The 13,772-nt window shown below is 68.0% G+C and carries 13 protein-coding genes and 1 pseudogene; 2 read left to right on the top strand and 12 right to left on the bottom strand.

Going from position 1 to position 13,772, the window contains the following annotated elements:
- Positions 1 to 44: 44 nt before the first annotated feature.
- From ACFE87_RS01260 to ACFE87_RS01245, 4 genes are read right to left on the bottom strand one after another with little or no spacing between them, the layout of a single operon-like run.
- Positions 45 to 1,322, bottom strand: coding sequence for a TRAP transporter large permease (locus ACFE87_RS01260; protein ID WP_375457770.1), 1,278 nt, complete (start codon positions 1,320 to 1,322; stop codon positions 45 to 47).
- A complete protein-coding gene (locus tag ACFE87_RS01255) occupies positions 1,319 to 1,834 on the bottom strand; it encodes a TRAP transporter small permease (protein ID WP_375457769.1) in 516 nt (171 codons plus the stop codon). The genes ACFE87_RS01260 and ACFE87_RS01255 overlap by 4 nt, the downstream gene beginning before the upstream one ends.
- Entirely contained in the window at positions 1,831 to 2,502 is a 672-nt protein-coding gene (locus tag ACFE87_RS01250; RefSeq protein ID WP_375457824.1) for a cyclase family protein, read from the bottom strand. The genes ACFE87_RS01255 and ACFE87_RS01250 overlap by 4 nt, the downstream gene beginning before the upstream one ends.
- A 5-nt stretch (positions 2,503 to 2,507) precedes the next feature.
- On the bottom strand, positions 2,508 to 3,494 hold the full coding sequence (locus ACFE87_RS01245) for a TRAP transporter substrate-binding protein (protein ID WP_375457768.1): 987 nt from the start codon (positions 3,492 to 3,494) through the stop codon (positions 2,508 to 2,510).
- A 175-nt stretch (positions 3,495 to 3,669) separates the two neighbouring features.
- On the opposite strand from ACFE87_RS01245, the gene ACFE87_RS01240 reads away from it, so the two are divergent.
- Positions 3,670 to 5,052, top strand: coding sequence for an SAF domain-containing protein (locus ACFE87_RS01240; RefSeq protein ID WP_375457767.1), 1,383 nt, complete (start codon positions 3,670 to 3,672; stop codon positions 5,050 to 5,052).
- Between the two features lie 3 nt (positions 5,053 to 5,055).
- Here the strand turns inward: ACFE87_RS01240 and ACFE87_RS01235 are convergent, their stop codons facing one another.
- From ACFE87_RS01235 to ACFE87_RS01200, 8 genes are all read right to left on the bottom strand, one after another.
- Positions 5,056 to 5,829, bottom strand: a complete 774-nt coding sequence (locus ACFE87_RS01235) for an SDR family NAD(P)-dependent oxidoreductase (protein ID WP_375457766.1) — start codon at positions 5,827 to 5,829, stop codon at positions 5,056 to 5,058.
- A gap of 20 nt (positions 5,830 to 5,849) precedes the next feature.
- Entirely contained in the window at positions 5,850 to 6,356 is a 507-nt protein-coding gene (locus ACFE87_RS01230) for a TRAP transporter small permease (protein ID WP_375457765.1), read from the bottom strand.
- The gene (locus tag ACFE87_RS01225) at positions 6,356 to 7,654 is read right to left on the bottom strand and encodes a TRAP transporter large permease (RefSeq protein ID WP_375457764.1); all 1,299 of its coding nucleotides are present in this window, start codon (positions 7,652 to 7,654) and stop codon (positions 6,356 to 6,358) included. The genes ACFE87_RS01230 and ACFE87_RS01225 overlap by 1 nt, the downstream gene beginning before the upstream one ends.
- An 18-nt stretch (positions 7,655 to 7,672) precedes the next feature.
- On the bottom strand, positions 7,673 to 8,689 hold the full coding sequence (locus ACFE87_RS01220) for a TRAP transporter substrate-binding protein (RefSeq protein ID WP_375457763.1): 1,017 nt from the start codon (positions 8,687 to 8,689) through the stop codon (positions 7,673 to 7,675).
- Positions 8,686 to 9,426, bottom strand: a complete 741-nt coding sequence (locus ACFE87_RS01215) for a GntR family transcriptional regulator (RefSeq protein WP_375457762.1) — start codon at positions 9,424 to 9,426, stop codon at positions 8,686 to 8,688. Before ACFE87_RS01215 ends, ACFE87_RS01220 begins: the two co-directional genes overlap by 4 nt.
- Positions 9,423 to 10,697 carry a TRAP transporter large permease gene (locus tag ACFE87_RS01210; RefSeq protein ID WP_375457761.1) on the bottom strand — a complete coding sequence of 425 codons (1,275 nt, stop codon included), beginning with the start codon at positions 10,695 to 10,697 and terminating at the stop codon, positions 9,423 to 9,425. Before ACFE87_RS01210 ends, ACFE87_RS01215 begins: the two co-directional genes overlap by 4 nt.
- Before the next feature lie 14 nt (positions 10,698 to 10,711).
- Complete coding sequence (locus ACFE87_RS01205; protein WP_375457760.1) at positions 10,712 to 11,320, bottom strand: TRAP transporter small permease; 609 nt, start codon at positions 11,318 to 11,320, stop codon at positions 10,712 to 10,714.
- Positions 11,321 to 11,397: 77 nt separating this feature from the next.
- Positions 11,398 to 12,402 carry a TRAP transporter substrate-binding protein gene (locus tag ACFE87_RS01200; protein WP_375457759.1) on the bottom strand — a complete coding sequence of 335 codons (1,005 nt, stop codon included), beginning with the start codon at positions 12,400 to 12,402 and terminating at the stop codon, positions 11,398 to 11,400.
- 328 nt (positions 12,403 to 12,730) lie between these two features.
- Here ACFE87_RS01200 and ACFE87_RS01195 point away from each other — a divergent pair.
- A pseudogene (locus tag ACFE87_RS01195) lies at positions 12,731 to 13,772 on the top strand (hypothetical protein); the annotation flags it as partial.

Raw genomic sequence — 13,772 nt, 5'->3', positions numbered from 1 at the left:
TCCGCGACCCTCCTATCGGCTTTCTGACGCTTTCGGGGCGATCCCTAGTAGAACCACCGCGCCGGCACGAGGACCAGCGCGGGCCAGATCACGAGCAGCGCGAGCACGAGCAACTGGGCGATGAGGAAGGGAGTCACGCCGCGGATCACGGCGCCGAGCTCGATCCTGCCGACCGCGGAGACGACGTTCAGCACCGTTCCGACCGGTGGGGTGATCAGGCCGATGGCGTTGTTCATGATGAACAGGACGCCGAAATAGACCGGGTCGATACCGGCGCTTTTCACGAGCGGCATCAGCACCGGCGTCAGGATCAGGATGGTCGGGATGAAGTCGAGCGCTGTGCCGACGATCACCACCAGCAGCATCATCGCGGCCATCAGCAGGATCTTGTCGTCCCGAAGCGGGGCCAGCATGGCGGCGATATCCTGGGGGATGCTCGCGATCGCGATCAGATAGGCGGATGCCGAGGCGGCCGCGACGAGGAACATGACGGCCGCGCTCGTCCGAATGGCGGACAGGAAGCACCCGTACAGCGCGGCCGGCGTCAGCTCGCGGTAGACGAACATCCCGATGCAGATCGCGTAGACGGCCGCCACCACGGCCGCCTCGGTCGGCGTGAACACGCCGGCCTTCAGTCCTCCCACGATGATGACCGGCAGAACGAGGGCGAGCGTCGCGTCGATCATGCTGCGGCCCGCCTCGCGCCAGCTTCGGCGAGGCAGCACCGCGGCGTCCGAGTTGCGGCTCACGAGCCACCAGGTCGCGGCGAGCGCGAGACCCATCATGACGCCCGGAACGATCCCGGCCATGAACAGCCGCGAGATCGACACCCCGCCGGCCACCCCGAAGACGATGTAGCCGATCGATGGCGGGATCACGGGCGCGATGATGCCGCCTGCCGCGATCAGGCCGGCGGAGCGCGGCAGGTCGTAGCCCGCCTTGCGCATCACCGGAATCAGCATCGCGGCGAGCGCCGCCGTGTCGGCCACGGCCGATCCGGAGAGGCTCGCCAGCAGGATCGCGGCGATCACCGCCACGTAGCCGAGCCCCCCGCGCCGATGCCCGACGAGCGCCATACAAAAGCTGACGAGGCGCTGCGAGAGACCTCCCGCGTTCATCGCCTCGCCGGCCAGGAGAAAGAAGGGAACGGCCAGCAACGGGAAGCTGTCGGCGCCGTTGATCATCTGCAGCGCGATGAGCTGCCAGTCGAAGGCGCCGAGCTGCCACATCAGCGCTCCGGAGGTGACCAGGAGCGCGAAGGCGATCGGCAGGCCGAGGGCCATGGTGCCGAGCAGCGCTCCGGTGAAAAGGAGGACGGTCACGGCTCCAGGCCGTGCGCCACGAGACTTTCCCCGGGGTCGCCGAGCGCCGTCACCGCGAGGTCGGCCAGTGCGAGGGCACCGATGCCGATCGCAGAGACCATCCCGGCCGCATAGGTCCAGCCCGTCGGGATGCCGGAGACCGGGGCGTAGTTCGTGGCGTTGAGGATCGTCTGCTCCCAGGCGCCCCAGCCGAACACCACGCAGCAGCCGACGATCATGAGGTCGCAGACCGCCCGGCAGACGCGCCGCCCGGCGGCCCGCAGGGTCCCGACCACCATCTCGACTCCGAGATGCCCGTGCTGCCGCATGACCGGCACCGCGCCCAGGAAGGTAAGCCAGACGAAGAGGACCCGCGACGCCTCCTCGCTGACGATGATGCCGGAGTTGAAGCCGTAGCGGAGGACCACGTTGCCGAAGACGAGGACCAGCATGGCGGCCAGGATCGCGACGAGCAGGGCCTCGATTCCTCGAAAGCCGAGATCGACGAGCCGCCTCCCTTGGCCGCGGTTCACGCCAGCACGCCCTCGATCGCGAAAACCCGGGCCGGAGCGCCGTCGGCACCAGGGATCAAGAGGGGAGCGGCGCAGAGCAGGACGCGAGGCGCTGCGAGCTCGCTCGTGTTCACGACGTATTCGATCAGCGTCACGCCAGTCTTCAGCAGCACGTCGTGGGTGACGTGCTGGTCGTTCGGAACGCTCCGGCCGTCGAGGAGCAGGCGGATCGGGTAATCCTGGGGAAAGTCGAAGGCCACGGCCTTGGGGCGCTTGCGCGCGAGCCATTCGGCGGCGTCGCGCGACAGCCAGGGTGCCTCGCGCCAGAACGCGGCGGTGGCCGAGTCGCGCCGGCGGTCCCAACCGGCCGAGAGGAGCAGGATCTCGCCGTCCGGTCCGCCAGGATCGCCGGCCTCGAGCTGGTCGGGTCCGATCTCGGCGTTGTCGGGCACGTCGCGGAGGTCGAGCACGCGACAGGGGCCGACGACCTTGTCCAGCGGCGTCGCCTCGATCGTCGGCGCGTGCGCGACGAAATGGGCCGGCGCGTCGACATGGGTGAAGCCGTGGCAGGTGGTCGACAGCCGCGTGACCCGGAACTGGTCGCCCGCCGCGATGTCGCCTTTGACCTGCACGTCCGGGTTCCAGCGGAAATGCGGTCCGATCGGCATGCTGAGGTCGACGATCCGCATCGCGCTCACGCCGACGTGGCATCGATCCGGGCGGCGAGTTCCGGCCCGAATTTCTCGACGAAATCCTTGCGGACCGCGTCCGCCACGATCTTCCGGAAGGCCTCGCGGTCGATGCTCTCGACCACTTGCATGCCCTTGCTCTTCAGCTCCGCCAGGCTTGTCGCCTCGGCGTCGGCGTTCATCGCCCATTGCAGCCGGGCTGTCTCGCGGGCCGTGTCGACCAGGATCTTCTGCAGGTCGGGCGGAAGCGCGTCGTACTTGGCCTTGTTCATGATGAGCGGGCCGGTCGTGAAAGCGTGTTGGCTCATGGTCAGGTGCTTCTGCACCTCGAAGAACTTGGCGTTGAGGATCAGCGTGACCGGGTTCTCCTGGCCGTCGACGGAACCCATTTCGAGCGCCGTGAACAGCTCGGTGAACGCCATCGGCGTCGGCACCGCGCCGAGAAGCTGGAAAGCCTTGATATGCGCCGGATTGGGCGTCGTCCGGATCTTCAGGCCCTTGAGGTCGTCGGGCCCACGGATCGGGCGACGGTTGTTGGTGAGGTTGCGCCAGCCGATGTCCCAGGTGGCGAGCGCCTTGAGGCTCGACCCTTCCAGCTCCCGGCGGAGCTCGTCGCCGACCGGGCCGTCGAGAACGGCCGCGACGTGTTTCCGGTCGCGGAACAGGAAGGGCAGGTCGAGCACGTTCAGCTTCGGGGCCATCCCGGTGAAATACGGGTTGCCGGTGAGCCCGATATCCAGGGAGCCGCCGCGCACGGCATTGACCATGGTGGGATCGTTGCCCAGCACCCCGCCGCCGAAGACCTGGATCTCGACCCTGCCCTTGCTGCGTTCCTTCATCAGCTCGGCGAAGCGGAGCGCCGCCTTGTGCCAGCTGTCGCTTTCGGGGTGGGGGTGGGCGAAGCGCCAGCGCATCGGCGTTTGCGCGCGAACGCCGCTCGCGACTGCTGCAAGCGCCGCGCCCGCGAGAACGGTCCTACGGGTGAGAGCCATCGGTCCTCCCAAATGTGCACACCGCCGATCGAGCATGGAGAGATCCTCTCCTGCCCCGACGGCCGGAGCGTGTGATCCGCTCCTTCGACCGTGGGGAGGGTGAGCCTCGCACCGGGCGCTTGTCAATCGACTTGTATGCAAGTTACTCGACGGACGAATTGGGAGTTCAGCACCGATGCAGTTCGCCACCCTGTTCGCGCCGGCCCGCTCGCGCTCTGTCACGGCGGGCCTCGTCGGCTGCGGCGAGTTCGGGCTTTCGCTGATCGCTCAGTCTCGGCGCATGGAAGGGCTCACCGTCGCGGCTGTCGTGGATCGCGATCCCGAGCGCGCCAGGGCGTCGCTGGCCGAGATGGATGTCGATGCGCGCCTGTGCGGAGATCTCGACGCCGCGCGGGCTGCGCTTGAAGTGGGGGCGGTCGCGATCTGCGCCTCGGTGGAGCTTCTGCTCGCGCTGCCGATCGAGATCATGGTGGAGGCGACCGGCGACCCCGAGGCGGGTGCGCGCTTCGCGGAGGCGGCGATCGAGGCGGGCCGCGGCGTCGCCATGGTGTCCAAGGAGGCCGAATGCGTGGTGGGGCCGATCCTCGCCCGCAAGGCGCGTGCGAGACAGGTTCCCTACACGCTCGTCGATGGCGACCAGCCGAGCCTCCTGATCGGGCTCGTCTCCTGGGCCCGGGTGCTCGGCCTGCCGGTGATCGCGGCGGGAAAGAGCAGCGAATACGACTACGTCTTCGATCCGGACGCCGGAACTGTCACCTGGACGGACTTGCAGGCCGAGGCGCCGCGCCTCGATGAGGTCTGGCATCTCGAGGGACGAGACATCGCAACGGTGCTGGATGCGCGCGCCGCGCAAGTCTCGGCCCTGCCGCTTCGGACCGTTCCCGATTACTGCGAGATGTGCCTGGTCGCGAACGCGACCGGGCTCCGGCCCGACCGGCCCGATTTCCACGCGCCGCTCACGCGGACGACGGAGCTGCCCGACGTGTATTGCCCGCGTGCTGAAGGCGGCGTGCTCGAGCGGTCCGGCGTGCTCGACGTGTTCAATTGCCTCCGGCAGGCGGAGGATGCGAGCTTCGCGGGCGGTGTCTTCGTGGTCGTCGAGCTTGCGGACGAGAAGACCGGCCACCTCTTTGCCGGCAAGGGCATCCCGACCTCCTGCAACCGCCGCTACGGCCTGGTCTACAACCCGTCGCACCTGCTCGGCGTGGAGGCGCCGATCTCGATCGTCGCAGCGGCGAGACTCGGTCACGACATGCTCGACGAGGCGTACCGGCCCGTCTGCGACCTCGTCGCCCGGGCCGAGCGCGATCTGCCGGCTGGCCGCTGCCTCGATATCGTCGGGCTACGCCACGCGGTGCCCGACCTGCAACCGCTTCTGGTCGATGCCGCCCCGGCCCGCGGGAGCGCGCCTCTTCCCTATTACATGGCCGTCGGCCGCACCCTCGTTCGGCCGGTCCGGCGTGGCGCCTGGATCAGGGCCGACGACGTCGACCAGCCGGTCGGGTCGGTTCTGTGGCGGCTCCGGGCGGAGCAGGATGCCGCCTTCTTTCTGGCCTGACGGTCAGACGACGAGCCGGCCGCCGTCGACCATAAGGCTTTCGCCGGTGATGTAGGACGCCTCGTCCGAGGCGAGCCAGACGATCGGGATCGCGATCTCGCGCGTGTCGGCCCACCTGCCCATCAGGCAGGTCGCCTCGGCCTCCGCGTCGAGATCGGCATGGCTCCGGCCGGCCGCCTTCGCCCTGCGGTCGTGAAAGGGCGTGAAGGTGAGGCCGGGGCAGACGGCGTTCACGCGCACGCCGTTTCGCGTCTCCTCGAAGGCCAGGGTGCGGGTCATGGACACGATCCCGGCCTTCGTCACATCGTACTGACCCATCCCGGCCCGAGGGTTGAAGGCGTGGGTGGAGGAGACGTTCACGATCGCGCCGCGAGCTGCGCGGAGATAGGGGAGCGCCTCGCGAGCCAGGTAAGCGTAGCTGAGGAGGTTCACGGCGAGGATCTGCCGCCAGGTCTCGCTCTTCGCCTCCGCCAGGCGCTCGTAGGACCGGATGCCGGCATTGTTCACGAGGATGTCGAGACGGCCGAAGGCGCGCTGGGCTTCGGCCACGATCTCGGCCGCGCTCTCCTCCTGGCCGAGATCGGCCAGGAACGGAACCACCTCCGCGCCCGGCACGCTTTCCCGGATGCGCCCGACCACGCTCTCCATGGCCTCGGCGTCCCGGTCGACGAGGACGATCCTGGCGCCCTCCTCGCAGAAGACCTGGCCGACGGCCGAGCCGATGCCGCCGGCGCCTCCGGTCACGATCGCAGCCTTGCCGGCCAAACGTTGTCCCACGACAGCTCTCCTCCCGATCGTCAGCTGAAGCTCGCGCCGATCTCGACGAAGGTCTCCTCGCCGCGCGCCGCCCGCCACATGCCCGCTATGCTATAGAGTGTCATGACCGCCCCGGTCGCCGGGATCGCGAGATACCACCAGCCCTTGTCCAGACCGAGAAATGGCATGGTCTCGCCCGCCACGGCCATGAACTCTCCGCCCTTCAGCGTCAGGACGAGTGCGACCGCGAGCATCAGCGCCTGGTTGAATACCCCGAGCGCCCTCTTCCAGCCCTCGGAGACCATGGCGTCGAGAAAGCCCACCCGGTACAGCGTGCCCTCGCGCCAGAGCGCGAGTGCGCCGAGGAAGCTCATCCAGGCGAACAGCCACTCGATCGCCTCGTCATATCCCGACAGGACGTTCCAGGGCAGGAAGCGCACGAGGACGGCGAGGAGGAGCAGGACCGAGAGCGCGATCAGGCACGCCACCACGCCCCATTTGCAGAAGGCGGCGACGCCCCGGTCGAGACGGAGGAGGAGAGCCGGCATCAGTTGACCACCCCGTAACCCAAGGTCCTGGGAAGCCAGAGCGAAAGCTCCGGGACGTAGGTGATGATCCCGAGCACCGCGATCAGGGCGACGAGGTAAGGCCAGAGCTCCCGGCTGATCTCGGCGAGCGGCACCCGCGCGATGGAGGACACCACGTAGAGGCAGAGGCCGACCGGCGGCGTGACGAGGCCGATCATCAGGTTCAGCACGATGATGACCCCGAAATGGACGGGGTCGACGCCGATGGTCTTGATGATCGGGGCCAGGATCGGAAAGGCGATGATCAGGATGGCCACGCCTTCGAGCGCCGTGCCGAGCACCAGCAGCACGACGTTGATGATGAGGAGGACGAGCCACGGCTGCTGGGCGATCGAGAACATCGCCTCGAGAGCGGCATTCGGGATCTGCTGCTGGATCAGCACCCAGCCGAAGGGCTCGGCGACCGCGATGATGAACATGACCTGCGCGGTCTGCCGGCCGGTCTCCCAGAGGATGTCCGGCACCTGCGCGAGGGAAAGCTCGCGGTACCAGAGAGTTCCGAGCAGCAGCGCGTAGAGGGCGGCAACAACTGACGCTTCGGTCGGGGTGGCGACGCCGGTGAATATGGCCGTTAGGATGAGCGGCGGCATGATCAGCGCCGGGAGCGCCCGGCCAACGATCTCGAGCGTCTGGGGCCAGGGCGGGCGCGGATCGCCGACCGGCAGGTTCTGGCGCTTGGCGACGATGGCCACGACCAGCATCAGCCCGATCGCCATCAGCAGTCCCGGCACGATCCCGGCCAGGAACAGCGCCCCGACCGAGACATTCGCGAGGCTGCCATAGATGACGAAGGGAATGCTCGGCGGGATGATGGGGCCGATGGTGGAGGAGACCGCCGTGAGCGTCGCCGCGAAGCGGGCCGTGTAACCCGCCTCCTTCATGGCCTTGATCTCGACCACGCCGAGCCCGGCCGCGTCGGCGACCGCCGAGCCGGACATGCCCGAGAACAGCACGCTCGCCAGCACGTTGACGTGGCCCAGGCCGCCCCGGATGCGCCCGACCATGACGTGGGCGACGTCGAAGATGCGGTTGGTCATCCCGCCGACATTCATCAGGTTGCCGGCCAGGATGAAGAACGGGATGGCGAGGAGCGGGAAGGATGTCGTCCCCGCGTAGAGCCGCTGGATGAAGATGATCAGGAGGTCGGGCCCGGAGGCCCACCACATGATCGCGATGGCCACGATCGCCATCCCGACGGCGATCGGCGTGCCGAGCACGAGCAGCCCGCAGAGCGCAATCAGGACAACCGCGATGAGCATGGTCCGGCGCCGTCCGGATCAGGCGACGCGGCCCGCGGCGACGAGCTTCGTCCAGGTGCCCCAGACCTCCTCGCCCAGCGCCCTCCGGAGCTGGTCGTAGGCGGGGCCCATCTTCTCGCGGAAGGGCGCCACCCCCGGGCGGGTGACCGCGACGCCGGCTTTCTGCATCTCGGCGAGGTAGAATTCCTCCTTCTCGCGTACGCCGGTCCGGGCGGCCTGGCCGGCCTTGGTTCCTTCCTCCGTCACGATCTGCCGCTGCTCCTCCGTGAGCCGTCCGAAGGAGCGCGGGTTCGCCAGGAACATGATCGAGGCGTAGATGTGCTTGGTCAGCGCGACGTGGCTCTGCACCTCGAAGAACTTCGCCGCGAAGGTCGTGCCGACCGGGTTGTCCTGTGCGTCGACGGTCTTGTTGGAGAGCGCGAGATAGACCTCCTGGAACGCGACCGTCTGGATAGAGGCGCCGAGCGCCTCGAAGGCGGCCTTGATGGCGAGTTCAGGCGGCACCCGCACCTTGAGGCCGGCGACATCGGCTGGCACGTTCACCGGCCGACGGCTGTTGGAGAGGGCCCGGAAGCCCCATTCGAAATTCGCGATCCAGGTGAAGCCGGCCGTCTTGAGCTGCTGGGCGATCCAGTCGCGCGCGGTCGTGTCGAGGACTTTGTGGGCGTGTTCGTAGCTGTCGAACTGGTAGGGGATGTTGATGACCCCGATCGTCTTCGAGAGCGCCTCGAGATTGGCCGGATTGCCGAGGATCAGGTCGATTGCCCCAAGCCGTGTCTGCTGGGCCGTCTCGACGGGAGAGCCGAGCGCGTTGTTCGGGAAGATGCGGATCTTCACCTCTCCCTTTGTCCGTTCCTCGATGCGCTTGGCCATCGCCTCCGCCTCGACGTGGACGGGGTGCGACGTGTCGGCCGGGTGAGTGAGGCGAAGGTCGGCGGCGGCGCGGGCGCGTCCCCCGAGCGCCGGCATGGCAAGCGGCGCGGCGATGCCGGCCGCGAGCAGGCTGCGCCGGCTTGGTCGTGGAGTGATCGTCATGGTTCCCCTCCCTGCTTGTCGTTCGTCTCGACGGACGGCGTGCCCTTGCCGGACCGGATGGCCTCGAGCCCGGCCAAGATGTGCGTGTGCATCAGCTCCGCCAGCCGGTCGCCGTCGCGCGCCTTGAGCACGTTCAGGATCGTGGCATGCTCGCGCACCGCTTCCGGCCAGCGCGTCCTGCGAACGACGTTCGACAGGAACCGGGCCCGGCGAACGCGGTGCCGCAGCCGCTCCCACGTCTCGATCAGGACCGCGTTGCGCGAGGCCCGGACGATCGCCCAGTGGATCTCCTGGTTCGCCTCGAAATAGGCCCCGAGATCGCCCCTCGCATGGTGGGCCGAGAGCGTGCCGTTCAGCGTCTCCACGCGCTCGATCTCCTCGGCCGTCATTCGGCCGCAGGCAAGCCGGCCGGCCAGCGCCTCCAGGGCCGCAACGACCTCGAACAAGGCCTCGCTGTCTGCGAGGTCGAGGCCGGACACGACGGCGCTGCGGTTCGGCAGGAGGGCAACGAGGCCTTCGGACGCAAGTACCTTCAGGGCCTCCCGCAAAGGCGTGCGAGACACGCCGAGGGCGGCACCGAGCTCGACCTCCTTCAGGCGCGCGCCGGGCGCGAGCGCGCCGGAGACGATCATCTCGCGCAACGCCGTCACGGCGTTCGCGTGCAACTCGCCCTTCCGGCGCCCGTGCGGCGGGGCCAACCGGTTCGCGTCCGGCTCAGGGCTGCCGACGGCGGTCATCGCAGCATCTTCGGCAACCAAAGGGTCAGCGCCGGGAAATACGTGATGATGGCGAGGGCGACGAAGAGCGGAATGTAGAAGGGCAGGAGCGCCCGCAGGATTGCCGGCATCGGAGCCTTGGCGATGTCCGCGATCAGGAACAGGGCAAGCCCCATCGGCGGCGTCAGGATGCCGATCATCAGGTTGAAGATGACGACGATCCCGAGATGCACCGGGTCGACCCCGGCCAGCGTCAGTGGCGCCGCGATCAGGGGCACGACGAGAAGGGTCGCGGTCGTGGAGTCGATGAACATGCCGACGACGAGCAGCATCAGGTTGACGATGAGGAGCAGCACCATCGGTTCGGTGGAGATCGACAGGATGGTGCGCGTGAAGATCTGCGGCAGCTGCTCGATCGTCAGGATCCAGCCGAACAGGGCGGCGGCCGAGACGATGATCAGGATCGCGGCCGTGCTCTTCACGGTGTCGAAGAGGGCAAAGCGCAGCCGCGGCCAGGTCATGCCGCCGTAGAACACCATTGCGACGGCGACCACGTAGGCGACCGTGACGGAGGCGGCCTCCGTCGGCGTGAACAGGCCGAGCAGCATGCCGCCGACGAGCAGGACGGGCGCGAACAAGGCAGGAGCCGCAGGCACGAAGGAGCGCCAGACTTCGCCGATGGTCGGCCAGCGCGACGAGCGGGGGTGACCGTAGCGCTTGGCCAGGATCGCCACCGTGATCATCAGGAGCGCCACGTAGAGGAGTGCGGGCACGATGCCGGCGACCAGCAGCTGCACGATCGAGACGGAGGTGACCGAGCCGTAGATGATGATCGGGATCGAGGGCGGAAAGATCGGCCCGACGATCGCCGAGGCGCAGGTGATGGCCCCGGCATAGGCGCGGGTGAAGCCGGCCCGGACCATGGCCCGCACCTCGATGCGGCCGAGCCCGCCGATATCGGCCAAAGCCGCCCCGGAAACGCCGGAGAAGATCAGCGATCCGATCACGTTCACCTGGGCGAGGCCGCCCGGCACCCGGCCGGCGACGGTGTGAGCGAAGCGGTAGATGTCGCTCGTGATGCCGGACTGGTTCATCAGGCTGCCGACGAAGATGAAGACCGGCACGGCGACGAGCGGGAAGCTGTCGAGCGCATAGGTCATCCGCTGCGCGACGAGCTCCAGCGGAATATCGGCGGCCACGATGTAGATGACGGCCGGCACCGCGATGGCGACCACCACCGGAAAGCCGAACAGGAACAGAAGCGCGAAAGCCGCGATGACGGTCAGAGCCACGATCCGCGCCTCGCCTAGTGCCGGAGCTCGTCCGGCAGATCGAGCTCCTCTTCCGGCTCGTGCTCCTGCGGGAACGTGACGTAGAGCGGCTGACGCCGCAGCGCCTTCACGAATTGCAGGCCGCATTCGACCGTCGTCATGGTCAGCCCGACGAAGGCCGCCCCGAGAAAGATCCAGTACGGGATGCCGAGCGTCGGGGTCGCGTTGTCGAGATTGGAGCGGATCGCGACGACGCTGGATACGGCGGCCGTCGCGAAAGCCGACACGGCCGTCGCCGCGATGACGAGCTGCACGCCGCGCACGAGCCGCGCGGGCAGGAATCCCAGAAACTCCTCCATGCGGATATTCGCGCCGGCCGAGACGACATAGGGCAGGGCCACGAAGACGGTGCAGATGAGCATGAAGCGCGCGAGTTCCTCGGCGCCGACGATCGGGCTTCCCAACACCTCGCGCGCCACGACCTGGATGAAGGGCAGCGACACCATGGCAACCAGCATGACGAGGCTGCCCCACCGAAAGACCCAGCGCAGCGGCTCCAGCGCACGGTCGGCCGCGTAGTGCCGGCTGTCGACGGTGATCGGCAGGACGTGCGCGGCGTCGGCATCGACGGCAAGCGTTGTCACGATGGAACTCGCGTGCGCTGAGGGCGGAACACCGGAACGACGACGGAAGCGCGTCCGAGCAGGGGCGCGGGTGCCGGTCAGCTTCCGGCCTTCACGGCCGCGATCCGCTCGATGTAGGGGCCCCAGGTCGGGAAGTCGGTCTTGATCTGCGCGCCGACCGCCTTGCGGAACTCGTCGACCTTCAGCCCCTCCTTCTCCGTGATGAAGGTCATGCCCTTCTTCTTCAGCTCCTCGATCAGCCTCGTCTCGGCTTCCTCTCCGAGCTTGAGCGTCTCGGCTCCGACCTCGGCCGCGACCTTCTCGATGATGGCCCGGTCCTGCGCCGGGATGGATTGCCAGGTACGCTCGTTGATGAAGAGCGGCAGCACGTTTTGCATGTGGCTCGTCAGCATCGCGTGCGACTGCACCTCGTACAGCTTGTTCGCGTTGATCATGGTCAGCGGGTTTTCCTGGCCGATGACGAGGCCGGTCATCAGGGCCGTCGGCAATTCGCCGACCTCGACCGGAGTCGGGATCGCGCCCATGCCCCTGATCATGGACGTCCAGAGAGCGAGGGGCACGCCACGGAAGCGCTTGTCCTTGAGGTCGGCCGGCGAATAGACGGCCATCTTGGCCGTCATCTGCCGCGCGCCGCGATAGAGCCGGCCGATGATGCGGATGTTCGCGGACGCGACGAGCTTGCCCGACACCTCCTTCATCACCTCCGATCCTTGCGGATCGGTCGCCGCCATGGCGTGGCGGCCGTCGCGGTAGTTGAAGGGAGCGGCGAAGATCGCGGTCTCGGGCACCAGCCGGGCCAGCGAGGCGAATTCATGGTGGGCCATCGGGATGGCACCCGAACGGACCCCGTCGATCGTCTCCTGAACGCCCCCGAGCTGGGAGTTGGGGAAGACCTGAACCACGACGCGGCCCTGCGTCTCGGCATTGATGCGCTTCGCGAGTTCCTCCGCGAACCAGTGCTGGATGTCGCCTTCCGAGCCGACATGGGCGTAGCGGATGCGGGTCTGGGCCTCTGCGGGCGAGGCCAGCAGGCCGACGCCGAGGGCGAGCGCCAGAGCGGCGCCGACGAAAGCACGAGACATGGACGTCCTCCGGAGCTCGTCTTTTCCGCGCGGCATGCGGCCGGCGAGCGAGATGCGACTAAGCTTGCATGCAAGACGATGGTTGTGAAGTGGGCGGACCGTCTCCAGGAGCATGCTTGTTGGAGGCGCGGTCACTCGGAGCCGGCGTAGCAAGCCCAGACGGGCGACGAAGCGCCGTCAACCCGGCGAACTCCCGCCCGAACAGATATCGAGGGCGCGGACGCGACATGCGGCGAAGCTTGACGCTGGACTCCGACCCCGGCAGCGACCGACAAGGGGAACCAAGCTGGCACAATCAAGTTTTCGATATTCTGGAGAGAACGTTAACATGGCCTCCGCATCTGCAACCCTTTTCGCTGCGGGTGTCACGTTCGCCTGCGGCATCGGCGTTGGTATCGCGCTCATCATTCCCGCCGGGGAGAACGGCGCGACGTCATCTCAGGCCGTTACGGCGGAAGCGCGACCGCCGCGCGATCAGATCGAAGTCGCCGATGCCCAGAACCGGGAGGCGAGCGAGACACCTGGATCGGAGCAGGCTTTGCGCGGCGAGGCAGCTGCAACCTGCTGGGACGCATACCCGTACCGGCGCCCCGGATGTGCTGTCGGAACGACTAACGTCGAAGGTGCGCGGCCCAATGTGAGAATCGTGCCCATCGACCGGCTTCCCGTCGACAGCCAGAACTCGTCTGTTTCGGCTCAAGCGGAGGTCGTTCCGGCCGAGCAGGCCCGCCCCGACCAAGCCAAAGCCGAGCAAGCCAGATCCCAGCAGAGGCGTGTCGAACAAGCGAAAGCCGAAGCCGCTCGGGTCGAGCAAGTCCGCCTGACCCAGGCTAAAGCCGAGCAGGCCAGGGCCGAGAAGGGGCGCATCGAGCAGGCGAAAGCGGAGGCTGCTCGGGTCGAGCAGGCCCGCTTGGCCCAGGCCGAAGCCGAGCAGGCTAGGGCCGAGCAGGGCCGCGTCGAGCAGGCGAAAGCCGAGGCTGCTCGGGTCGAGCAGGCCCGCTTGGCCCAGGCCAAAGCCGAGCAAGCGAAGGCCGAGCAGGGCCGCATCGAGCAGGGCCGCATCGAGCAGGGGAAGGCTGAGGCCGCTCGGGTCGAGCAGGCCCGCCTTGCCGAGCAGGCCAGGGCGGAGCAAGGGCGCATCGAACAGGCGAAGGCTGAAGCCGCTCGGATCGAGCAAGTTCGCCTGGCCCAGGCCGAAGCCGAGCAAGTGAAGGCTGAGCAGGGGCGAATCGAACAGGCGAAGGCTGAAGCCGCTCGGATTGAGCAGGCCCGGCTGGCCCAGGCCAAAGTTGAGCAGGCCAAGGCCGAGCAAGGGCGCATCGAGCAGGCGAGGGCTGAGGCTGCTCGGATCGAGCAGGCCCGCCTGGCCC

It is taken from the genome of uncultured Enterovirga sp. (assembly GCF_964242715.1).
In the GTDB taxonomy this organism is placed as follows: domain Bacteria; phylum Pseudomonadota; class Alphaproteobacteria; order Rhizobiales; family Beijerinckiaceae; genus Enterovirga.
Note: the sequence above shows the minus strand (reverse complement) of the source record. Positions and strands in the feature narration are given on the sequence as shown.